The sequence below is a fragment of the Pseudomonas sp. P7758 genome, assembly GCF_013386485.1.
GTDB lineage: Bacteria > Pseudomonadota > Gammaproteobacteria > Pseudomonadales > Pseudomonadaceae > Aquipseudomonas.
On record NZ_JACARS010000032.1, the window covers coordinates 1 to 22,072 of the forward strand.

Annotated in this window: 19 protein-coding genes; 4 read left to right on the plus strand and 15 right to left on the minus strand. The window is 60.4% G+C overall.

Going from position 1 to position 22,072, the window contains the following annotated elements:
* Window positions 1-85: 85 nt before the first annotated feature.
* From HX873_RS08390 to glyA, 5 genes are all read right to left on the minus strand, one after another.
* Window positions 86-1,171, minus strand: coding sequence for a pyridoxal phosphate-dependent aminotransferase (locus tag HX873_RS08390; protein ID WP_102369854.1), 1,086 nt, complete (start codon window positions 1,169-1,171; stop codon window positions 86-88).
* Window positions 1,172-1,320: 149 nt separating this feature from the next.
* Window positions 1,321-2,763 (minus strand): cytochrome c, encoded by a 1,443-nt coding sequence (locus tag HX873_RS08395; RefSeq protein ID WP_177122569.1) that lies wholly within the window; start codon window positions 2,761-2,763, stop codon window positions 1,321-1,323.
* Between the two features lie 3 nt (window positions 2,764-2,766).
* The gene (locus tag HX873_RS08400) at window positions 2,767-4,356 is read right to left on the minus strand and encodes a GMC family oxidoreductase (protein ID WP_177122570.1); all 1,590 of its coding nucleotides are present in this window, start codon (window positions 4,354-4,356) and stop codon (window positions 2,767-2,769) included.
* A gap of 14 nt (window positions 4,357-4,370) precedes the next feature.
* The gene (locus HX873_RS08405) at window positions 4,371-4,907 is read right to left on the minus strand and encodes a sugar dehydrogenase complex small subunit (RefSeq protein ID WP_023659207.1); all 537 of its coding nucleotides are present in this window, start codon (window positions 4,905-4,907) and stop codon (window positions 4,371-4,373) included.
* 256 nt (window positions 4,908-5,163) lie between these two features.
* Window positions 5,164-6,519 carry a serine hydroxymethyltransferase gene (gene glyA / locus HX873_RS08410; protein WP_177122571.1) on the minus strand — a complete coding sequence of 452 codons (1,356 nt, stop codon included), beginning with the start codon at window positions 6,517-6,519 and terminating at the stop codon, window positions 5,164-5,166.
* A 278-nt stretch (window positions 6,520-6,797) separates the two neighbouring features.
* Between glyA and HX873_RS08415 the strand changes: the two genes are divergently transcribed.
* Together HX873_RS08415 and HX873_RS08420 are read left to right on the plus strand one after the other, a co-directional pair.
* Window positions 6,798-7,403: a helix-turn-helix transcriptional regulator gene (locus tag HX873_RS08415; RefSeq protein ID WP_003216382.1), complete on the plus strand. Its 606-nt coding sequence runs from the start codon at window positions 6,798-6,800 to the stop codon at window positions 7,401-7,403.
* Window positions 7,390-8,286, plus strand: coding sequence for a queuosine precursor transporter (locus HX873_RS08420; protein ID WP_003216380.1), 897 nt, complete (start codon window positions 7,390-7,392; stop codon window positions 8,284-8,286). Before HX873_RS08415 ends, HX873_RS08420 begins: the two co-directional genes overlap by 14 nt.
* Before the next feature lie 112 nt (window positions 8,287-8,398).
* On the opposite strand, the gene queC is transcribed toward HX873_RS08420, so the two are convergent.
* The 8 genes from queC to hmpA form a co-directional block, all read right to left on the minus strand.
* The gene (queC, locus tag HX873_RS08425) at window positions 8,399-9,091 is read right to left on the minus strand and encodes a 7-cyano-7-deazaguanine synthase QueC (RefSeq protein WP_003216378.1); all 693 of its coding nucleotides are present in this window, start codon (window positions 9,089-9,091) and stop codon (window positions 8,399-8,401) included.
* Between the two features lie 102 nt (window positions 9,092-9,193).
* Window positions 9,194-10,081, minus strand: coding sequence for a heme o synthase (cyoE, locus tag HX873_RS08430; RefSeq protein ID WP_003216376.1), 888 nt, complete (start codon window positions 10,079-10,081; stop codon window positions 9,194-9,196).
* A gap of 11 nt (window positions 10,082-10,092) precedes the next feature.
* Window positions 10,093-10,428: a cytochrome o ubiquinol oxidase subunit IV gene (cyoD, locus tag HX873_RS08435; RefSeq protein WP_003216374.1), complete on the minus strand. Its 336-nt coding sequence runs from the start codon at window positions 10,426-10,428 to the stop codon at window positions 10,093-10,095.
* Complete coding sequence (locus HX873_RS08440) at window positions 10,428-11,054, minus strand: cytochrome o ubiquinol oxidase subunit III (protein WP_008435616.1); 627 nt, start codon at window positions 11,052-11,054, stop codon at window positions 10,428-10,430. The genes cyoD and HX873_RS08440 overlap by 1 nt, the downstream gene beginning before the upstream one ends.
* Window positions 11,055-11,057: 3 nt before the next feature.
* The gene (gene cyoB, locus HX873_RS08445) at window positions 11,058-13,076 is read right to left on the minus strand and encodes a cytochrome o ubiquinol oxidase subunit I (protein WP_003216371.1); all 2,019 of its coding nucleotides are present in this window, start codon (window positions 13,074-13,076) and stop codon (window positions 11,058-11,060) included.
* Between the two features lie 3 nt (window positions 13,077-13,079).
* Window positions 13,080-14,021: a ubiquinol oxidase subunit II gene (gene cyoA / locus HX873_RS08450; protein ID WP_008435619.1), complete on the minus strand. Its 942-nt coding sequence runs from the start codon at window positions 14,019-14,021 to the stop codon at window positions 13,080-13,082.
* Between the two features lie 798 nt (window positions 14,022-14,819).
* Window positions 14,820-15,326 carry a disulfide bond formation protein B gene (locus HX873_RS08455; protein WP_003216367.1) on the minus strand — a complete coding sequence of 169 codons (507 nt, stop codon included), beginning with the start codon at window positions 15,324-15,326 and terminating at the stop codon, window positions 14,820-14,822.
* Between the two features lie 260 nt (window positions 15,327-15,586).
* Window positions 15,587-16,768, minus strand: a complete 1,182-nt coding sequence (hmpA, locus tag HX873_RS08460) for an NO-inducible flavohemoprotein (protein WP_102369858.1) — start codon at window positions 16,766-16,768, stop codon at window positions 15,587-15,589.
* A 147-nt stretch (window positions 16,769-16,915) separates the two neighbouring features.
* On the opposite strand from hmpA, the gene norR reads away from it, so the two are divergent.
* Entirely contained in the window at window positions 16,916-18,460 is a 1,545-nt protein-coding gene (gene norR, locus HX873_RS08465) for a nitric oxide reductase transcriptional regulator NorR (protein WP_102369859.1), read from the plus strand.
* Between the two features lie 57 nt (window positions 18,461-18,517).
* Here the strand turns inward: norR and HX873_RS08470 are convergent, their stop codons facing one another.
* Window positions 18,518-19,429, minus strand: coding sequence for a DMT family transporter (locus HX873_RS08470; protein WP_102369860.1), 912 nt, complete (start codon window positions 19,427-19,429; stop codon window positions 18,518-18,520).
* Window positions 19,430-19,566: 137 nt separating this feature from the next.
* On the opposite strand from HX873_RS08470, the gene HX873_RS08475 reads away from it, so the two are divergent.
* Window positions 19,567-20,442, plus strand: coding sequence for a helix-turn-helix domain-containing protein (locus HX873_RS08475; protein WP_008435627.1), 876 nt, complete (start codon window positions 19,567-19,569; stop codon window positions 20,440-20,442).
* A gap of 135 nt (window positions 20,443-20,577) precedes the next feature.
* Here the strand turns inward: HX873_RS08475 and dacB are convergent, their stop codons facing one another.
* Window positions 20,578-22,038: a D-alanyl-D-alanine carboxypeptidase/D-alanyl-D-alanine-endopeptidase gene (gene dacB, locus HX873_RS08480; protein ID WP_087692813.1), complete on the minus strand. Its 1,461-nt coding sequence runs from the start codon at window positions 22,036-22,038 to the stop codon at window positions 20,578-20,580.
* Between the last annotated feature and the right edge of the window lie 34 nt (window positions 22,039-22,072).

Genomic DNA, 22,072 nt, shown 5'->3' on the forward strand with positions numbered 1-22,072 from the left:
CGGTGGGTCAGTCACGTATGCATTGACTGACACTCCGCTTTCGCGAGCAAGCCCGCTCCCACATTTGACCTGCGTCGCAGCGAATTCAGCCTACGACTTGAGCCGCAAACACCTCGCGAAACCGCTGCATCTCATCAGCATTGCCCACGGTGACCCGCACCCACTGCGGCCAGTTTTTCCACACGCGCCCAATCTTCACGCCCTGCTCGCCCAGCCGCTCGATGACCTGTTCCGCCGGACGGCGCACATCAATCATGAAACAGTTGCTGTGAGACGCCGTGCAGGTGAATCCGCGGTTTTTTAGCCAGGCCACCGTCTCATCCCGCAACCGGGTATTGAGCGCCTTGCGCGCCGGCACCAGTTGCGCATCCGCAAGGCTGGCGCGGGCGGCCAGCAGGCTGGCGGCCGCCGGCACGTTGTCCCCGCCAAACACCGCCAGTTGTTCCAGCAGCTGCGGATGACCGATCGCAAGCCCCAGGCGTGCGCCAGCCAGGCCGTAGATTTTCGAGAACGTGCGCAGCACCAGCAAGTCGTCATGGTCCTTGACCCACGCCACACAACTGGGTGCGTCACTGAAGTCGATGTAGGCCTCGTCCACCAGCAAAATGCTGCCCTGGGGTTTGCGCGCCAGTGCCTGTTCGATGGCCTTGGCGGGTGTGAGGGTGCCGGTGGGATTGTTCGGGTTGCAGAGGTAGATCAGGCCGGGCTGGCGGTCAACGGTGAGCATGGCGGGAAGGTCATGGGCGTGATCGGCGGTGAGGTCCACTTCACGCACCCTGGCCTTGCACGACTCGGCTGCCTGGCGCGGAACTTCGTAGGAAGGCGTGGCCATCACCAGGCTGCGGGTTTCGCTGGTAAACGCCAGCACCGCGTAGCGCAACGCAGCCATGGAGCCGGCGAACACCGCCACCTGTTCCTCCAGAATGCCCTGCTGTTTGGCAAACTGTTCGACCAGCGCGTACATGTCCGGGTACGGGTAGCGCCCCGAAACGGCAATACCGCGCTGCATGGCCTGCCGCGCAGCCGGCGAGGGCCCGTAGGGGCTTTCGTTGTAGTTGAGCAGCACCTCGGGCGCCGCCGCGGCGGGGCTTGCCTCAGCCCAGTCCAGGCGACCCAGCAACGGCAAGGCCGCGCCCAGTGCGATCAGGGAACGACGACTCACGTTGACCATGAAGACCTCTCCTTGTCGGCTCGCAGCTTCAGGTGCGGGATTCGCCCCCGTTCCTGCAATTGGGTATGACGAGGAAAACAGCCGGTGATTTACCCAACCAACAAAAAGCCCCGCACTTCATACCGAAGGCGGGGCTTTTGCGTTTCCGGCTAGTTGGAATGAAAACGCCGGTTCAACGCGATCCGCTTGGCCTCCACTGCCCGCAGGTGTTGGTGGTGACGGCGCCACAGCAACAGCACGATGATCAGCACCAGCACCACCAGGCCACCGCCCCACAGCAGGTACGGCATGGCCGTGATCAACAACGGCGCATCCCCACCGCGACGCAGGCTGGTGACTTCTTCGGAACTGACGCTCAGCGCCGGGTTGCCGAAGGTGTGCAGGCTGTAGTTGGCGATGGCGGCGATTTGCGCGTCGTTCAGGTCACCGCCCAGGGCCGGCATGCTCACGGCGCCGTCGGCACCTTTGCGGTCGATGCCCGCGATGATCGCCATCACCAGGTTGTTGGCCTGGTTGCCGTTGAGCGCGGTGTTGAGGCTCAGGGACGGGTAGAACTTGTCAGCCGAGCCCTGGCCATCGCGGCCGTGGCAGCTGGAGCAGGCCGAGTTGTAGAGGCGTGCGCCATCCAGTCCGGTGGCGTCGGCCAGTGAGGCTTGATCGCCCTGGCCGGTTTCCAGGGTGCTCATGTCCACCGGCTTGACGTCACGCACCACCCGCTCGGTTTGCCCGGGATCGCGGATCGGCGGCACGTTGTGCAGGTAGGCGGCCATGGCATGCAGGTCGCTGTCGCTGAGGTAGCGGAAGCTGTTTTCCACGGCTTCGGCCATGCCGCCCGCGGCTTGGGCCTTGTCGGCGAGGTGACCGTTTTTCAGGAAGTTGACCAGGTCGTCCTCGCTCCAGTCGCCGAGGCCACTGACCTTGTCGGAGGTGATGTTGGGCGCAACCCAGCCCCCCAGTTTGGCGCCGGCCAGGTACTGGCTGTTGTCCTCGGCCATCAAGGCATTACGTGGGGTGTGGCAGGCGCCGCAGTGGGCGAGGTTGTCCACCAGGTACTGGCCACGGCTGGTCTGTTCGGTGGCGCCAGGCTTGGGCACGAAACCCTGGCTGTCGAGGAACACCAGGTTCCAGCCGAACATCAGTTGGCGGATGTTGAACGGGAACGCCAGGTGCGTTTCCGGCACCGGCTGGTCCACGGCTTTGACGCCCTGTTGCAGGTACACGTACAAGGCGTGGATGTCGTCATCGCTCATGCCCTGGTAAGAGGTGTAGGGCATCGCCGGGTACAGGTGCTGGCCCTTGGCGTTAATGCCTTTGCGCAAGGCGTCCGCCAGTTGTTGCTCGGTGTAGTCGCCGATGCCGTAGGCCTTGGACGGGGTGATGTTGCTGGAGATGATCTTGCCCATGGGCGAGTCGATCACATACCCGCCGGCCAGCGGCGCGCCGCCATTCTCGGCGGTACGGTGGCAGGCTTCGCAATCGCCGGCACGGGCGACATAGGCGCCCTTCTCGATCAGCGCGGCGGTGTCTTCAGCGGCAAACACCGGCAACGCGGTGAGCAGCAAGGCCAGCAATGGAAATTTAAGCAATCCCATGACCTAGACCTCCCGCGCAATGATGTCGGCCATACGGATACTCAGCGCCACGCCGGCCAGGGTCGGGTTGATGGTGCCGGAGGCCGGTATCACCCCGGTGGTGGCGAGAAACAGGTTGGCGTGGTCGTGGGTGCGGCACTCGTGGTTGACCACCGAATCCTTGGGGTTGGCGCCCATGATCACGGTGCCCATCAGGTGGTCGCGGTTCTGGTAGCCGGTGTTGTCTTCCACCACCGTGCCGCCCATCAGCTGCACGAAGTGCGCATAGTCTTCAGTGACGCCGGCCTTGGCCGCCTTCACGTAGTCGCCCACCTCGTAGTTGACCACCAGCATCGGAATGCCCAGGGCGTCCTTGCGGGTGCGGCTCGGGCGCACGGTGTTGGTCTGCAATGGCAGGGTTTCATACACGGTAGAGACGTCGACCCAACGCGCCGCCTCGTGGCGGATGCGTTCGTCCAGCTCCTTGCCGTACACGCCCTGGGCGATCAGCCGCTTGGCCACGGCAATGTTCGGCACGTTGTTGGAGATCGAGTGTTTGACCGAGGCCCGCTCCTTGCGGAACTCGCCGTCGCGGCGGTTGAAAATCCCGCCCTGCTGCACCGCGCCGCGTCCCGGCCACAACGGCTCGTCGGCGATAAATTGCAGGCCCTGGCCGGTGTGGTCCATCAGGTTACGACCGACCTGGTCGGAGGAGTTGGCCACCTCGGAAATCAGCAGCAGCTTGGGGGTTTCCAGGCCGTGGGCGGCAACGATGAAGTACTTGGCAGTGAGCCGCACATCAGCGCCGGTGGAGCTGCGGTAATGGATGGCGACGATCTTGTCGTCCGCGCCTTTTTCCAGCTTGTAGGCGGTGGCGTCGGTGATCAGCTTGGCGCCGGCCTGTTCCGCATGGCGGGCGTGCACGTCGCCGCTGTACATCGCGCCAATGGGGCAGACCGGCATGCAGTTGTTGTTGCCGCTGCACGCCGGGCGCCCGTCGTAGGGTTCAGTGGCACGGCCATTGGGCTCATGGATAAAGTGATACCCCGCCGGTGCCATGCGTTCGCGCAGGCGCTGGAACAGGTAGGTATCACCTTCCGGCGCCATCGGGTACGGGCTTGAGCGTGGCGGGAAAGCGCCGCCGCCCTGCCCGCTCTGGTCCTGGGTGTCACTGCCGCATACGCCCAGGGCAATTTCCGCACGCACGTAATAGGGTTCCAGCTCGCTGTATTCCAGCGGCCAGTCGCGACCTACGCCGTAGAGCGTCTTGAGTTTCATATCGTTGGGCAAGTAACGCCAGCACGCTGCCGCCCAGTGCCAGGTGGTACCGCCCACCAGTTTCAACATGCCGGGGCGGAACTCGAAAGAACCGGTGTTCTCGATGTATTGCTCATCGTAAGAATGATGGGCCCACGGTTCATTCGGATAGGGTGAGTTGTAATTGCCCTTGTTCGACGAATTACGGAAGTTCTCGACTATCTTCCAGCGGGGAATATGTTCACCGGCTTCCAGAATAATCACTGACTTGCCGTGCCTGGCCAATTCAAATGCTGCGTTACTGCCTAATGCGCCGGAGCCAACCACAATGACATCGGCGTCAAAATCCTGATTCATAAAAGTGCCTTGTCTTAGTCGTTGGCCAGCGTGGCCGGAGGATTGACCCAGTAATTGGTTTTTCCCCGGGAGTACGTCGGGATCACCGTGGCGTCCGCGGTCGGCGCATAGGCCAGGGCGCCGGTGAAGGTGACCAGGCGCGTGCCGTCGGTGGCGCGCAGGGACACCGGCGTGCCGGTGTAGCCCAGGTACCAGGCGGAGACGATTTTTTGCGTCGTATCCTTGATCACCGGGTCGGCGTAGAACGGGCTGCCGGATAACTGGCCGACGTTGCGCAGGTGATGCTGGCCAACCTTGCTCCACAAGGCTTTGATCTTCTCGGGGAATGCAGGGTCGTTCCGGGTGCACTGGGCCAGGATGCGCAAGGACAAGGCGGCATCCAGGTTCGAGCGTTCGAGGAGGAACATCGACAGTTGGCGGAAGGATTCAATGTCGTCGCTGGCGGCGCTGCTGACTTCCTGCGCCAGCGCGGCACCTGCCCACAGCGGGGCAAACAGGCCAGCACCGGTCAAGGCTGCGCCTGAATACAGGAGTTTTCTTCGGGTTATCACGGGATATCTCCTCATGAGTCGAACAACTATCGGCGCACGGGCCTAGTTCGACTTCACTGCAAAAGGCTGAGTACTTCGTTCACGGAGGTTGAACGGACTTTAAGAGCCCTTTTTATAACTGCCAGGAGAACGCCAAGCTGTCGTGCAGCTTGTTAATGATGAGAATGAGCAACAACGCGACCGTCTATAACAGCCGCTTAAACACCGTACAGCAATTTATCCTGCAATAACATGAAACATCCATTTGGATGTTTGCTCAGTTGTGCAGGTAATCCGCGAGGGGATACTTCGCGCACAAGGCTTGAGCCTGCAAGCGCAGGGATTCCTGTGCATTCGGATCCAGGGTGAACTTGTGCTCGTTGAGGGGCGTGACCGCATCGAGTACCCGGCACACCAGTTCGACGACCTGCCGACATCCATCGGCGTCGAGCTGGCGTTGCGCCAGGGAGCCGGTGCCGATACACAACCCGCCAGCGACGAATGATGGTCGCGTCTCTCCCGGTGCGCGATGCTTGTCCACGATGATGCCGCACTGCTCCAGCGCCGCCTGGGCGATGGCGCCGGTGATGCCGCCACGCAAGCGAATCAGCACCGAGTGGTTTTCACTGCGCCCGCCCACCACCTCGTAGTCACAGGCCTGGAACGCGCTGGCCAGTTCGTCGGCCGTGGTGCGAATACGCGCCATCCAGGCGTCGAAATCCGCGGACATGGCGTAGCCGAACGCCGCCGCCTTTGCCGCGATCATGTTGAAGGCCGGTGCGCCCTGCATTCGTGGGAACACGGCTTGATCGAGGAGCCGGCTGAAGCTGGTCTTAAGGCCCGGCACCTTGGTTTCGGCGTCGCGACCGGAAAGGATCAGGCCGCCACGCGGGCCGCCCAGTTGTTTATGGGTGCACAGCGTAGTGACGTGGGCTGCGTCGATCGGGCTCGGATGGCGCCCGGTGGCGACCAGGCCGGCGATGGTCGAAATGTCCGCCAGCAGGATCGACCCGGCTTCGTCGGCAATCCCACGCAAGCGCGCGAAATCAATGGTGTGCGAGTAGGCCGTCGCCCCGCAGATGATCACGCGCGGGCGATGGGCCAGCGCCAGTGTGCGCACCTGGTCGTAGTCGATAACACCCTTGGAGGTAGTGCCGTACCGGAGCGCCTTGTAGTTCGCGCCGGTGAACGCGACGGGGCTGGCGTGGCTCAGATGCCCGCCATGATCGGGAGCCATGCCGAGCACGGTGTCTCCCGGCTCCAGCAAGGCCGCCAGTACCTGATAGTTGGCAGTCGAACCCGAGTGTGATTGCACGCCGGCGTATTGCGCACCGAACAGCTCACGCGCTCGGCGCACAGCCAGGGCTTCGACCCGGTCGGCATTCTCGCAGCCGGCGTGATGACGCCAGCCGGGCGTGCCCTCGGCGGTCACGTTGACCAGCAGCGAGGCGGACGCCGCCAGGATATTCGGCCTCACTGCGCAGGACGAAGCGGCCAGCGACAGCGTCTGGTGTTGGCGCGTGACTTCCGCATCCAGCAACCCTGCCAGCTCCGCGTCTTCTGCCCGTAGATCCGCCAGCCCTCGTTGCAGCAGGTCGGCCTGGTGGGTAAGTGGTTGCGTGTCGACTGCCATTGTCCTGTGTTCCTTCCCTGAAAATCCCGTGCGCCTTTCCGTTGGGCGCAGGGCAATTAAGCAGAAAAATGAACATTTTCCAAATTAAATGATTCTTTTTGGCCGCACACAGGGGGACAAGACGCGGTTTTTCCTGGCTGGATGATGGCCAATCGCCAAAAAACTGATCACGGTCTTTATTCTTGTGGCAGGCGCATGCAACACTTCGCGCCGCGGCGAAGCACGCACCCCAGCGCAACATGGACGCTCTGTGTAGAACATAAGGAAGTGGTGGGCATTTGATTCACAGAAAAGAACGCACCGAGTATTTGAAGAGCAATATCAAATACCTGATCAAGAGCCGCGGAGAGACGCAGCTGTCGTTGTGCAATGCGGCCGGCCTGACCAGAACCACGATCTACAACATTCTGGAAGGCAAGGTCGTCAACGTACAGCAGTCCACCATCCGCAAGATCTCGGATTTCTTCGGCGTTTCCTATGAAGAAATCGAGACCCTCGACTTCGAAGAAAAAGAGATCATCGACAGCAGTATCTCCCCCCAGGGCAACATGAACCCTGCTGCCGTGCCGATCATCAAGCAAAGCCAGGTCATGGCGAGCATGGACAAGCGCATTGGCGAACTCGCCACGCTGTACCCGCTGACCTACTACTTCGGCACTTCCTACAACTTGATAGCCGTGCTGCTGGAACATGCGATTGCCGGCGTCAACGAGCCGGGCGATTTGTTGATCGTGCAGAAAGGGACGTCGAGCGACGACAAGGAAAAGTTGGTGTACGACAGGCTCAGCAAAAAACTATTTATCACGGATCAAGCGTGTGTCAGCTCGGATCGTATCTGTGTGGTGGGAGATATCATCGAGGAGCGCTTCAATGACAACGTATGAGCACGAAGTCGAAAACAGCAAATACAAGTTGCTGGGGTTCGAGAATGACAAGAGCCTGGCGGTGATCATGGTGATCGCCACGGGCAAGATCATTCGGATAAAGCTGAGCGAAGTGCTGAACAGCGAAATCATGGACAATTTAAATAAAATGGAAGTCAAGAACATGTACAAGAAGTTCTACTCACAGGGCGGAGCGCTGACCGCGTACGACCTCAACGACCGCAACGAGAACTCATGGATGATTTACATCATCCTGAACCTGCTGCTCTTTACGTTCTATATCTTCACCAGCATCGCCGCGACCAAACCTATCTACCTGGAGTCGCTGGGCATTATCGTCACGCCCGGCACGTTCCTTTACCCGCTGACGTTTCTGATCGTGGACTTGCTCAACGAACAATTCGGCCTGCGGCTGGCGAGACGGGCCATCCTGTTTGCGTTTGCCAGTAACGCGATGATCATCATCCTGCTCTACGGCTCGACCTTCCTCCCCGGCTTGCCAGGCTGGAAGCTCGACGGGCCTTACAACGACGTGATCATCCAGGTGTCGTCGGTGCTCATCGCCTCTTCGGTTTCGTTCCTGGTGTCGGAGAACATCAACTCGTACCTGCTGTGCAAGATCAAGGAGCTGACCAATTCCAGGTACCTGTTCCTGCGGATTTTCCTGAGTACGTTCTTCGCGGTGATCATCGACAGTTTCCTGTTCTGCTTCATCGCGTTCTACGGCGCCATGCAGACCAGCGACATCCTGAACATGATCTACGTGCAGATCGCGATCAAGGTTTGCTTTGCCTTCTTCAACATCCTGCCGGCCTATGGCGCCCGCTCGCTGTTCAAGCGCTACATCACGGGCGATACCCAGGCCCAACCACACGCCAGCTGATGATCGTTCCCACGCTCTGCGTGGGAATGCCGCGTTGGACGCTCCGCGTCCGCCTTTGTGACGCGGAGCGTCACGGGATGCGTTCCCACGCGGAGCGTGGGAACGATCGACATCACGCCAGTTTGCTTTTCAGGCTCTGCATGACGGCTGCCTTGTTTTCGAGGTAGTCGTTCAGGCCACGTGCGCGAAGGTTGCACGCGTCGCAGTTGCCACAACCCGTACCGATAATGCCGTTGTAGCAGGTCAGGGTCTGGTTGCGGATCAGGTCCAGCTGCTGGTGATCGTCCGCCAGGGCCCAGGTCTCGGCCTTGTTCAGCCACATCAACGGCGTTTCCAGGCGTACGTCGTATTCCATGCCCAGTTGCAGCGCTTTGTTCAGCGCCTTGACGAACTCGTCCCGGCAATCGGGATAGCCGGAGAAGTCGGTTTCACACACCCCGGTGATCACCGTTTCCGCCTTGACCTGGTAGGCGTAGATCGCCGCGAGGGTCAGAAACAGAATGTTCCTGCCTGGCACGAAGGTGCTCGGCAAACTCTCGCCCGAGCTGTTCACCGTGGGTACCGGAATGTTGTCGCGGGTCAGGCTGCTGATGGCCAGCTCGTTCAACAGCGACACGTCCATCACTTTGTGAACGGTGGCGCCCAGCTGTTTGGCGAGTTTCTGTGCGACTTCGATTTCCGCCACATGGCGCTGGCCATAATCGAAGGTAATGCAGTGCACCTCGTCATACAGCGCCAGTGCCTGGATCAGGCAGGTGGTCGAATCCTGCCCACCACTGAATACGATAACGGCTTTTTTACTCATCACGCTGCTTCCTGCATTTGTAAGATTTGGCATAGTTTAAAGGCCCCTCAATAAAAAACCCCGCGCTTCTTTCGAAGGCGGGGCTTTTTACTGCTCGATCACTCAGTGAGCGTACGTCAGCAGCAACTCTTTCGGCACCTGGAAATCCAGGGACATCATCACGCTCAAGGCGGTGATGGTGAAGATCGAGAAGACGAACAGCTTGCGTGCCCAGACGGTGTCATCCACCGCCTTGTAGCCGGTCCAGGCCATGTACAACCAGTACATGCCCATGGCGGCGGCAACGGCGAGGTAGCTCATGCCGGCGTAGCCACTGAAGGTCAACATCAAGGTCGCCACGAGGAAGGCCAGGATGTAGAGCAGGATGTGTTTCTTGGCGACCTTGATGCCACGCTTGACCGGAAGAACCGGAATCGAGGCAGCCAGGTAGTCGTTGAAGCGGAAGATCGCGATGGCATAGGAGTGCGGCATCTGCCACAGGCTGAACATCACCAGTAGCACCAACGCGGCCATGTCGAAGCTATTGGTCACAGCCACATAACCAATCACCGGCGGCATCGCCCCCGACAGACTGCCCACCAGCGTGCCGTGAACCGACTTGCGCTTGAGGTACAGGCTGTAGAAGCCGACGTAGATGACAAAGCCGATCACGGCAAACAGCGCCGCCAGCGGGTTGGCCACCTTGTACAGCAACACCACGCCGGCGATACCCAGGATGGTCGCGAAGATCAGTGCCAGTTTCAGGGAGATAAGGCCCTGGACCAGCACACGATTCTTGGTGCGTTCCATCTTGATGTCGATATCGCGGTCGATGCAGTTGTTGAATACACAACCGGAAGCTACCACCAGGGACGTGCCGATCATCGCAGCCAGGAAAATGGCCAGATCGACATGCCCCTTGGAGGCCAGGAAGAAACCGCCTGCCACAGAAAGCACGTTACCGAAAATGATCCCCGGTTTGGTGATTTGGATAAAGTGCTTAAGCGACATCGGGTCTTACCTCACTTCGCCATCATGAACGTATGGATGCTGAACATGATCCATACCGACAGGCCAACCAGCAGGAGGATCACCAAACCTGCGAACACGAACGCAATCACGTTATCGCGCTGAGCCTTCGAGCGGTCCAGGTGCAGGAAGTACACCAGGTGAACCAGGACCTGGATCACCGCGAACGCCAGGACGATCATCAAGGTGATCGACTTCGGCAAGGTTGGGTACATCACCAGGCCGAACGGGATCAGCGTCAGGATGACCGACAGGATGAAGCCAATGGCGTACGACTTGACGCTGCCGTGGCTGTCATCATGGCTGTCATGGGAATGTGCATTAGCCATTACAGAGTCCCCATCAGGTAGACAACGGTGAAGACGCAGATCCAGACCACGTCCAGGAAGTGCCAGAACAGGCTCAGGCAGCTCAGGCGAGTCTTGTTGGTGTTGGTCAGGCCATGTTTGTTGACCTGATACATCATGGTCGCCATCCAGATCAGACCGGCAGTCACGTGCAGACCGTGGGTGCCTACCAGCGTGAAGAACGCCGACAGGAAGCCGCTACGGTGCGGGCCGTAACCTTCGGAGATCAGCAGGTGGAACTCGTTGACCTCCATGCCGATGAAGCCCAGGCCGAACAGGAAGGTCAGTGCCAACCAGCTCAGGACGCCTTTCTTGCTGCCCTTGTAGAAGGCCAGCATGGCGAAGCCGTAGGTGATCGAGCTGAACAACAGCAAGGCGGTTTCGCCGAGCACGTAAGGCAGTTCGAAGATGTCGTGGCCCGACGGGCCACCCGCTACGTTGTTTACCAGTACCGCGTACACCGCGAAGATCGACGCAAACAAGATGCAGTCGGTCATCAGGTAGAGCCAGAAACCGAATACGGTCATTGGCCCCGAGTCGTGGTGATGGTCATCGTGCCCATGGTCATCGACATGGGCGTGTCCAGCATTGGTCACTAAGTTCGACATGGTTTAAGCCTGTTCCAACGAGGTTTCAACACGGTTGGCCGGGATCTTCTTCTCGGCAACCAGGCGAGCGTGTTGCTCGGCTTCGATGCGTTCGATCACGTCGACCGGCACCATGTAGCCTTGGTCATCACGGGCAGCGTGAACGATGAAGTAGCCGATGGTGCCCACCAGGCTCACGATGGCCAGCCACCAGATGTGCCAGATCATCGCGAAACCGAACACGGTCAACAGCGCGCCCATCACAACGCCGGTAGCGGTGTTGTTAGGCATGTGGATCGGTTCGTAACGCGCAGGCTTCTGGTACGCAGTACCGTCTTCCTTGGCTTCGGTGAACGGATCGATGCTGTCAGCCTTCGGCAGTACGGCAAAGTTGTAGAACGGCGGTGGCGACGAAGTCGACCATTCCAGGGTGTGTGCATTCCATGGGTCGCCGGATTCGCACATGTTCTGCTTGCGATCACGCACGCTGACATACAGCTGGATCAGCTGGCAGGCGATACCCACAGCGATCATCAGTGCACCCACCATGGCAACGTACAGGTACGGTACCCACTCAGGGTTGGTCGTGGCGTTCAGACGACGGGTCATGCCCATGAAGCCCAGAGCGTAGAGCGGCATGAACGCGACGAAGAAGCCCGAGATCCAGAACCAGAATGCAGCCTTGCCCCAGCCTTCGTGCAGCTTGAAGCCGAACGCTTTCGGGAAGTAGAAGCTGAAACCTGCGATGTAGCCGAATACTGCGCCGCCGATGATCACGTTATGGAAGTGAGCAATGACGAACAGGCTGTTGTGCAGTACGAAGTCAGCACCCGGGATGGCCAGCAGTACGCCGGTCATGCCGCCGATCGCGAAGGTCACCATGAAGCCCAGGGTCCACAGAACCTGGCTGGTGATACGCAGACGACCGTGATAGATGGTGAATAGCCAGTTAAATAGCTTCACCCCCGTCGGGATGGAAATCAGCATCGTCGCCAGTCCGAAGAACGCGTTGACGCTGGCCCCCGAACCCATGGTGAAGAAGTGGTGCAGCCAAACCATGAAGCCCAGTACCGAGATCGCGCCCGAGGCGTAGATCATCGAGTGGTGACCGAACAGGCGCTTGCCCGAGAAGGTCGAGATCACTTCGGAGAAGATACCGAACGCTGGCAGGATCAGGATGTACACCTCAGGGTGACCCCATGCCCAGAACAGGTTCACGTACATCATTGGATTGCCACCAAGTTCATTGGTGAAAATGTGGAAATCCAGGTAACGGTCAAGCGACAGCAACGCCATGGTTGCAGCCAGGATCGGGAACGATGCAACGATCAGTACGTTGGCCCAGGTGCAGGTCCAGGTGAAGATCGGCATGTCCATCAGCTTCATGCCAGGGGCGCGCATTTTCAAGACGGTGGCCAGGAAGTTGACCCCCGTCAGTGTCGTCCCGAGTCCTGATAACTGTAGCGCCCAGATGTAGTAATCCACACCCACGCCCGGACTGTAGGCCAGGCCCGACAATGGCGGATACGCAACCCAACCGGTCTTGGCGAATTCGCCGACGCCCAGGGACAGGTTGATCAGCACTACGCCGGATACCAGCAGCCAGAAGCTCAGGGAGTTCAGGAACGGGAACGCAACGTCACGCGCACCGATCTGCAGCGGCAAGGCAAGGTTCATCAGGCCGGTGAAGAAAGGCATCGCCATGAAGATGATCATGATCACACCGTGGGCGGTGAAGATCTGGTCATAGTGTTCAGGAGGCAGGTAGCCAGGCGAACCCTCGGTGGCCATGGCCAACTGGGTACGCATCATGATGGCGTCGGCAAAACCACGCAGCAGCATGACCATGGCAACGATGACGTACATGACGCCGATTTTCTTGTGGTCGACCGAAGTCAGCCACTCGGTCCACAGGTAGGTCCACTTCTTGAAGTAAGTGATACCTGCAAACAGTGCCAGACCACCCAGCGCGATCATGGCGATGGTCACCATCACGATCGGCTCGTGGAACGGGACCGCATCCCAACTTAATTTACCAAACATCGTTTACTCCTCTGCCCCAGCAGTTGAATGCGAGCCCGTGTCAGAACCTTCAACCGCGGCCACTTCTTTCTTCTCGTGCTCGATCGGCTTGCCTGGCTTCATACCTTCGTACTTGTCGACGATTTTCTGAAACAGGTCCGGCTCGTACGTGGAGTACAGGGCGACTGGGTTGTTCTGGCTTGGTTTGGCAAGGGCGTCGTATTCAGCTTGATCAAGCTGTTTAGGTGCGGCCTTGACTTCGGCTACCCAGGCGTTGAAATCTTCCTGGCTCGTCGAGATCGCTTTGAATTTCATGCCGGTGAAGCCAGCACCGCTGTAGTTGGCGGAGATGCCTTCCATTTCAGCTTTCTCGTTCGCGATCAGGTGCAGACGGGTCTGCATGCCTGCCATCGCGTAGATCTGGCCACCCAGTGCAGGGATGAAGAACGAGTTCATCACGGCGTCGGAGGTGATCCGGAAATTAAGCGGGGTGTTCTCCGGGAACCGGATCTGGTTCACAGTGGCGATACCCAGGTCCGGGTAGATGAACAGCCACTTCCAGTCCAGCGCGACCACTTCGATGTTGATCGGCTTGACGTCGGAGTCCAGCGGACGGTACGGGTCCAGCTCATGGGTCGACTTATAGGTGATGTAACCCAGGGCGATGATGATGAGGATCGGCACCAGCCACACCGCGATTTCAATCTTGGTGGAGTGCGACCACTTCGGCGCGTACGTGGCGCTGGTGTTCGACGCGCGGTATTTCCAGGCGAACGCGAACGTCATGATGATCACGGGCACCACGACCAACAGCATCAGCAGGGTGGCGGTGATGATCAGGTTGCGTTGATCCAGACCGACCTGACCTTTAGGGTCGAGCAAGGTCCACTTGCAGCCTCCCAGCATTAACATCATGCCAAGCAGCGGCAAAAAGCCTAGTAATCGGGGGTACCTGTTTTTACTCATCTCACGACCTCTAAAGCAGCTTGCGCAATGCAGTTGGGTTTTGATCGCCAACACTTCACCCTGCCAAGGGTTGGCATTTCTCTTCGATTGAATAAGGGCCTGCCCGTCGCACCTTGCGCGAATCGACACGTCCCGGGCTAGCGGTGAGTTCTTATTCGAATTCGTTGGTCAAAGGCCTTGTTACAGACCAATTCCATTTGGTGCGGATAGTTGAAAGGCTGCCGGCACCTGGGGTCGCATGAAACGTTACATCCGCTTCTCGACCGCCCTAGTTTGCTCAGGGGTGAGCAGCACCGGACATTCAGTGCGGGCGATTGTAGTTAGCTAGCGATGTATAAACCATGTCTTATCCAGAAATAATTTTTATCGTTTCCAGCAATAATCCTTCACCATTATTGCAAAGGTCCGCGATCGTATCGCGTTTGATTCTCGACAAAAACCACAAAAAATGCCGTGTTATTGGGCAATCTGCCACATCCCTTACAGCCTGTAAGGGCATCGAGAACGGATCAAAGTCCCCTAAAAACAAGGCATTCGGACATCGGGCAATGTCGCCGACCGCACGCCACTCGCGGCGTCGGCCAGACGACGAACTGACAGCCATAAAACGCCGCTTCATGCAAATTTATGGCGCGTTTACGAGCGTCAGAAACGTCCTGCGACAGCTTCCGTGTGACAACATGTCGCACGCTGCGCACACCCAAACTTGCCCCGCGTCACGGCCTCTTCACAAATGCCTACAAACAAAAACGCCCCAGCCTTCTTTAGAGGAAGGCCGGGGCGTTGAGTTGTAACCGCTTAGGCGTTGCCCTGGCGATTACGGTAAATGCCCAGTGGCACCAGGATCACCGTCAGCACAAAGGCCACCAGCGCCCACTGGGCCAGGGACAGGCCGAGCACGGGCGGGTACGGCGTCTCACAGAAGCCGTCGACCTGGAACCCCAGGGGAAACACCGAGGCCAGCGGCAAGCCATCGACAATCGGTTGCAGCACGTCGATGCCGCAGCTGACCTTCGGAAAGAACTGGATGTACACGTGATAGCCGGCAGCGGCGACGCCCCCCAGGGCGCTGAGGGTCACCAGTGCTTCAAACACCGTGACACTGCGGGTGGTGCGCATGGCGGCACCGATGAAGGCGAAGATCGCGATCAGCAGCAAGGCATAACGTTGCAGGATGCACAGCGGGCAAGGGGCCTCGCCCAGCACCACCTGCATGTACAGCGCCCCGCCGATCAGCGCCAGGCAGATGATGCCCAGCAGTACCAGAAAGCGTCGCTCCCTGCCCAAACGCAATTCGTCGATCATCCCCGTTTCCCTTTAGCCAATGATGGTTGTGCCAATGGCCGCAAGTTTACACGCGGACGGTGAAAGTTGAGCAGTTGGCGTGTGGAGGTTTAAACAGGAGGCATTAACAGGAGATTAATCAGGGAAAATGGAGATCAAAATGTGGGAGCGGGCTTGCTCGCGAAAGCGGAGTGTCAGTCACTGAATGTGTGCCTGATACACCGCCTTCGCGAGCAAGTCGAATCGTCGCACCGCCGCTCCCACATTTTTGACCGAGTAAGTTATTCCAGGGCCGACGCCGGCCCAAAGAACTCATACCGGCTCTGCGCTTCCGGCACACCCAGGGCCTTCAAGTGACGCTTGATCGCCGCCATGAAGCCTTTAGGCCCCAGGAAGTACGCATCCACATCGCGCTCCTGCGGCAGCCACGCCGCCAGTTGCTCCTGGCTCAGCATCCCGACCTTGTCCGCCGCCGGGCTCACGCCATCATCCTCGGCGTAGCAATAGAAGCGCTTGAGCTGTGGATGCTGCGCCGCCAGGCCGTCCACCCATTCGCGGAACGCATGCACGCCGCCATTACGCGCGCAGTGGATAAAGTGAACCGGACGCTCGGTGGCCAGCGCCGCTTCGAGCATCGGCAATGTTGGCGTGATGCCCACGCCGCCGCTGATCAGCACCAATGGCTTGTCGCTGGCCGCCAGGGTGAATTCCCCCGAAGGTGGGAACAGATCGATGGTCGCACCCACCTGGAACTGGTCATGCAGGTAGTTCGACACCCGCCCACCGGCTTCGCGCTTGACGCTGATGCGGTACTGGCCCGAATCGCCACGCGCCGACAGGGAATAGTTGCGGCGCACTTCCTCGCCCTCCAGCACCAGCTTCATGCCGATGTACTGCCCAGGCTCGGCGGCCAGGATCGGGCCGTTATCCACAGGCGCGAAGTAAAACGAGATAATTTCCGCGCTCTCCTCCACACGCTTGACCAAGGTGAACGGCCGCGCGCCACGCCAGCCGCCCGGTGCTTGTTCCTTCTCTTTATAGATAGCCGCCTCGGCACCGATCAGGATGTCGGCCAATTGGCCATAGGCGGCGCCCCAGGCACTCATCACTTCAGGGGTGGCGATTTCGCTGCCCAGCACTTCGGAAATTGCCCGCAGCAGGCAGGTACCGACAATCGGGTAATGCTCCGGCAGGATCTGCAGGGCCACGTGCTTGTTGATGATCTTTGCCACCAGATCGCCCAACTGGTCGAGTTGGTCGATATGCCGGGCGTACATCAGCACGCCGTTGGCCAAGGCCCGGGGCTGGTCGCCGCTGGCCTGGTGGGCCTGGTTGAACAGCGGACGTACTTCTGGGTATTCGGACAGCATCATCCGGTAGAAATGGGTGATCAGGGCTTCGCCGCCACTTTCCAGCAGGGGCACGGTGGATTTGACGATGGCACGGTCTTGGGCACTAAGCATGGCAGACTCCTGAGTCTTCTTACTGAATACCCTTTACTACTCAGTATTCATGCCAACTAATAAATCCTTATAAATCAAATGCTTAATATTAATGTAGTCAGTATGACTTCCTACGTTATATAGTCACTATGACTACAAGGAGTCATTATGACTGCGAAGCCGCTGCTCACCACCCTGCTGCCCCTGGTCGCCGACCTGTCCCGCGAGTTGCCCGAAGGCGAGCGTTACCGGCGCCTGCTCCAGGCCATGCGCGCCCTGCTACCCTGCGACGCGGCCGCCCTGCTGCGCCTCGACGGCGAATGGCTGGTGCCGCTGGCGGTGGATGGCTTGAGTACCGACACCCTCGGCCGGCGCTTCAAGGTCAGCGAACATCCGCGTTTCGCCGTGCTGCTCAGCAGCCCCGGCCCTACCCGCTTTGACAGCGACAGCGAACTGCCCGACCCCTATGACGGCTTGGTGGATGGCCTGCACGGGCACCTGGAAGTCCACGACTGCATGGGCTGCCCGCTGTTTGTCGACGACCGGCCCTGGGGCCTGCTGACCCTCGACGCCCTGGATACCGAGCGCTTCGAACGGGTGGAACTGGACGCCCTGCAAGCCTTCGCCAGCCTCGCCGCCGCCACCGTCAATGTCGCTGAACGCATTGAACGCCTGGCCCTGCGTGCCGAAGACGAACACCAGCGCGCCGAAATCTACCGCCAGGCCAGCGGCCAGCAGCACAAGGAAATGATCGGCCAGAGCAAGAGCCACAAACGCCTGGTGGAAGAAATCAACCTGGTGGGTGGCAGTGACCTGACGGTATTGATCACCGGCGAGACCGGCGTGGGCAAGGAGCTGGTGGCCCAGGCGATCCATGCTGCATCAAACCGCGCCGAGAAACCGCTGATCAGCCTCAACTGCGCCGCCCTGCCGGAAACCCTGGTGGAAAGCGAACTGTTCGGCCACGTGCGCGGGGCGTTTACCGGCGCGCTCAACGAACGCCGGGGCAAGTTCGAGCTGGCGAATGGCGGCACGCTGTTTCTTGATGAAGTGGGCGAGTTGTCCCTCACCGTGCAGGCCAAGCTGCTGCGGGTGCTGCAAAGTGGCCAGTTGCAGCGCCTGGGGTCTGACAAGGAGCACCAGGTGGATGTGCGCCTGATCGCTGCCACTAACCGGGATCTGGCCGAAGAAGTACGCAGCGGCCGCTATCGTGCCGACTTTTATCACCGTTTGAGTGTGTACCCGTTGCAAGTCCCGGCGCTGCGTGAGCGCGGTCGCGATGTGCTGTTGCTGGCGGGCTTTTTCCTTGAACAGAACCGCTCACGCATGGGCCTGGGCAGCCTGCGCCTGACCAGCGATGCCCAGGCGGCACTGCTGGCTTATACCTGGCCGGGGAATGTGCGCGAACTGGAACACTTGATCGGCCGCAGCGCCTTGAAAGCCCTGGGTAACTGCCGGGAGCGCCCGAAGATTCTCAGCCTCAGCGCGGCGGATCTGGACTTGCCGAACGCCACCGCGCCACCGCTCGAAGCGCAGCCCGACCCCGTGCCGGACGTCACCGGCGACCTGCGCCTGGCCACCGAGAACTACCAGCGCCAGGTCATCAGCGCCTGCCTGGAACGCCACCAGTACAACTGGGCCAGTGCCGCCCGTGAGCTGGGCCTGGACCGGGCCAACCTGGGACGAATGGCCAAGCGCCTGGGCCTGAAGTAATGAACGGTGATTCTCAGGTAAAGGAGATCAAATGTGGGAGCTGTCGAGCCCCCCACACTAAACCTGCTTCGCCTTGTAGATTGGATTGATCGGCGCGCCAGCCTTGGGCTTGCGAAACACCAACACATTCCCCAGCATCACCAGCACCAACCCCGCCAACGCCGGCGGCGTCCACTGATAGCCCTCGGCAAACGCCGAGACGTTCAACGCCACCACCGGGAACAGCACGGTGCAATACGCCGCCCGCTCCGGCCCCATGCGCCCGACCAGGGTCAGGTAGGCGGTAAAGCCAATCACCGAACCCGGGATCACCAGGTACAGCAGCGAACCGATGTACCGGCTGTTCCATTCCATGTCGAACGGAATGCCCTGCACCGCGCAGTACATCGCCAGCATCGACGCACCATAGGCCATGCCCCAGGCATTGGTGGTCAGTGGCTTGAGGCCCGCCTTCTGCTGCAGGCTCGACAGCATATTGCCCGCCGAGAAACACATGGTGCCGAGCAATGCCAAACCCAGGCCGAGCAAGGTTTGCGGGCTGGCGGTGTGCCCCACCAGTTCCGGCCAGAACAACAGCCCGAGGCCGAGCAAGCCAAGGCCGCCGCCCATCAACACATTGCGTGCGACCTTCTGCCCGAAGAACACCCGGGCGTTCAGCGCGTTCCACAAGGTGGCCGTCGAGAACACCACCGCCACCAGGCCGCTGGGAATCCACTGGCTGGCGGTCAGGAAGCACATGAAGTTGACGCAAAACAGGCACAGGCCCTGGGCCAGGCAGATCAGATGCCCGCGCCGGTTCATCACCTGCAGCTTGCGGCTGAGCAGCAGCATCACGAACAGCACCAGCGCCGCGAGGCCAAAGCGATAGACGATGGACACCGGAATCGCCACCACGCCCAGTTGCCACTTGAGGGCAATCCAGGTGGTGCCCCAGATCAATACGGTGAGTAAATACAGGAAAAGGTTCATGGCGGGCTCCGAGGGTTGAGCCACAGTTTCGCCCCTGGCGGCACCAGGTCTCTTGCACATTCTTGCGCTTTTGTCGGCTGCCGGGATCACAGCCGCCGCCGCGGGGAGTAGGATGCAAGCCGTCAGAGAGTACGAATATGCCGCCACTGGAAACCCTGCAAGTCTTTCAATCCCTCAACCGCTCGCCCAACGCTCGCCTCGAGCTGTGCGCCGAGCTCGGTGACGGCTTGTCTGCAGCATTGTGGAGCAACCATCACGACGCCCAGGATTACGAAGCCCCCGACCACCACACCTTGTCCTGCTACATCGGCGGCGGCACCGGCACCTTTCGCCGCGACCAGCCCGGCACCAAGGGAGGCCCGGACAAGTTGTGCATCCTGCCGGCCGAGCATCAGTCGGCCTGGGTGATCAACGGCGAAATCCGCCTGGCCCACGTGTATTTCAGCCCCGAGCAATTCGCCCTGGGCTGCGTCACCTTGCTGGACCGCGAACCCCGCGAGTTGCAACTGCGCGAGAGCACCTTCCTCGACGATGCGCGGCAGGCCCGGCGTTTTCACCAGTTGATCGGCCTGAACTGGAAAGAGCCCGGCGAACGCCTGCTGACCAGCAGCCTGGCCCATGAAATGCTCAGCCATACCTTGCTCAGCCAGGTGGGGATGCGCGAGGGTTTGCGTTTGAAAGGCGGGCTGGCCGCCCACCAGCGCCGGCAACTGGTGGAGCACATCGACCAGCAACTGGCGGAGCCGATCAGCCTGGGGCAGTTGGCAGGCTTGTGTGCGTTGTCGGAGTACCACTTTGCGCGGATGTTTCGCGAGAGTTTTGGACTGCCGCCCCATCAATATCTGCTGGCGCGGCGCCTGGCCCGCGCCCGGGAGTTGTTGCGGGGTGGGTCGTTGCCGCTGGGCGAGATTGCCCTGGCGTGCGGATTTTCCAGCGCGAGCCACTTTACCAACCGGTTCCGCCAGGCGATGGGCGCAACCCCTGGTGAATACCGGCAGGCGTTCCTGCCTTGAAATGCAATCTGCCTGACGGCACAGGTCCAATGTGGGAGCGGGCTTGCTCGCGAAAGCGGTGTGACAGTCAACACATGTACTGACTGAACCAGCGCATTCGCGAGCAAGCCCGCTCCCACCTTTGATCTTCGGTGCTCAATAGTCCGTGCTGTTGGCCAGTGCCGTGGCCAGGCGGTTTTCCAGCGCCTTGACCCGCGCGCCTGCGACCACGTAATTGTTGGTCACCATCGAAAACACCAGCTTGCGCCCATTGGCATCGGTGACATACCCGGTCAACGACGACACGCCGCTCATGGAGCCGGTCTTGCCGTGCAGGTTGTTTTCCGCAGCGGTGCCCCGCAGGCGGTAACGCAGGCTGCCGCCCACCAGTCGCTGCGGATTACCGGCAACCGGCAACGCGTTGTACCAGGCGCTGAACCAGGGCTGTTTGCTGGCGGCCAGCAGCACATCCGTGAGGTTCTGCGACGACACCAGGTTACGCCGGGACAACCCCGAACCGTCCACCTGGTTCAACGTCGCCGTATCAATCCCCTGACGTTTCAGGAACCCGGCCACCGCCGCCACACCGGCAGGCGCCGTACCGGCATTCACGGTCTTGCGCCCCATGCTCTTGAGCAAGGCTTCAGACATGTTGTTATTGGAAAGCTTGAGCAACGGCGTGATCAGTTCCTGCAACGGCGCCGACTCATGCAGCGCGAGCACCGTCGCCGTGGTCGGCGTCACACCCCCGATCATCCGACGCCCCTGCACGACAATCCCCTGCTGCGCCAAGGCCTGTTCAAACAGGTTGGCCACCAGTTGCGTCGGCTCCCACACACTGACCAGTTGCGGGCTCTGCCTGCCCGGCGCCAACGCGCCACTGAGGCGCAACAGGTTGGTGCCGTGCTGGCGATTGATTCCATAGCTGTTGCCTGCGCCGCTGACCGCACGGTTGCTGAGCTGCACGTAATCGGTAGCCGGGCTGATCTCCACCGTCACCGGGCGCCCTGCCACGACCGGCGCCCTGGCCGTGACCAGCAGCGAGCCCGCATCAAAGTCGTCATTGGGCGACACCGTCAGCGCCGAAATCTGCGCGCCGTAGTAGGTGCTTTCATCGTCCTGGGACCAGTCGGTGCCCAGGCGCTCGGCGTCGAAGAACGTGTCGTCGAACACCAGGTCGCCCCGCACCTGCCGGATGCCCTGCTGCGCCAGGTTGGCCGCCAGCGCCTGGTAATCCGCCCACTGGATCGTCGGGTCGCCCAGGCCGCGCAGGTAGAGGTTGCCGTCAAGCACCGCGCCCTGGCGGATGCCGTCGCTCAACAGTTGCGTGGAAAACCGATACTGCGACCCCAGCACATCCATCGCCGCCGCAGTGGTCAACAGCTTGAGGCTCGAAGCCGGGCTCAGCCGTGTGCGTGGGTTGTGCTGGTAGAGCGTGTTGCCGCTGCGGGCATCACGCACCATCAGCGATACGCTGGCGCCGTGCAGTGCCGGGTCGGCCAGCAACTGGTCGAGGCTGGCACTGGTGGAAGTTTTCGGCGCCGTGGCGCAACCGCCCAGCAACAAGCTCAAGCCCAGCAGCAGCCCGCCGGCGTGTGTCCATCGTCCCAACCGCATAAACCTGGTAGTCCTTGAATTTCGAGAGTGCGCA

Bases quoted from the DNA above. Each gene is read 5' to 3' on its own strand.
- HX873_RS08390 (WP_102369854.1), bottom strand. From the start codon at position 1,171: ATGGTCAACGTGAGTCGTCGTTCCCTGATCGCACTGGGCGCGGCCTTG.
- HX873_RS08395 (WP_177122569.1), bottom strand. From the start codon at position 2,763: ATGGGATTGCTTAAATTTCCATTGCTGGCCTTGCTGCTCACCGCGTTG.
- HX873_RS08400 (WP_177122570.1), bottom strand. From the start codon at position 4,356: ATGAATCAGGATTTTGACGCCGATGTCATTGTGGTTGGCTCCGGCGCA.
- glyA (WP_177122571.1), bottom strand. From the start codon at position 6,519: ATGGCAGTCGACACGCAACCACTTACCCACCAGGCCGACCTGCTGCAA.
- HX873_RS08420 (WP_003216380.1), top strand. From the start codon at position 7,390: ATGACAACGTATGAGCACGAAGTCGAAAACAGCAAATACAAGTTGCTG.
- queC (WP_003216378.1), bottom strand. From the start codon at position 9,091: ATGAGTAAAAAAGCCGTTATCGTATTCAGTGGTGGGCAGGATTCGACC.
- cyoE (WP_003216376.1), bottom strand. From the start codon at position 10,081: ATGTCGCTTAAGCACTTTATCCAAATCACCAAACCGGGGATCATTTTC.
- cyoD (WP_003216374.1), bottom strand. From the start codon at position 10,428: ATGGCTAATGCACATTCCCATGACAGCCATGATGACAGCCACGGCAGC.
- HX873_RS08440 (WP_008435616.1), bottom strand. From the start codon at position 11,054: ATGTCGAACTTAGTGACCAATGCTGGACACGCCCATGTCGATGACCAT.
- cyoB (WP_003216371.1), bottom strand. From the start codon at position 13,076: ATGTTTGGTAAATTAAGTTGGGATGCGGTCCCGTTCCACGAGCCGATC.
- cyoA (WP_008435619.1), bottom strand. From the start codon at position 14,021: ATGAGTAAAAACAGGTACCCCCGATTACTAGGCTTTTTGCCGCTGCTT.
- HX873_RS08455 (WP_003216367.1), bottom strand. From the start codon at position 15,326: ATGATCGACGAATTGCGTTTGGGCAGGGAGCGACGCTTTCTGGTACTG.
- hmpA (WP_102369858.1), bottom strand. From the start codon at position 16,768: ATGCTTAGTGCCCAAGACCGTGCCATCGTCAAATCCACCGTGCCCCTG.
- norR (WP_102369859.1), top strand. From the start codon at position 16,916: ATGACTGCGAAGCCGCTGCTCACCACCCTGCTGCCCCTGGTCGCCGAC.
- HX873_RS08470 (WP_102369860.1), bottom strand. From the start codon at position 19,429: ATGAACCTTTTCCTGTATTTACTCACCGTATTGATCTGGGGCACCACC.
- HX873_RS08475 (WP_008435627.1), top strand. From the start codon at position 19,567: ATGCCGCCACTGGAAACCCTGCAAGTCTTTCAATCCCTCAACCGCTCG.
- dacB (WP_087692813.1), bottom strand. From the start codon at position 22,038: ATGCGGTTGGGACGATGGACACACGCCGGCGGGCTGCTGCTGGGCTTG.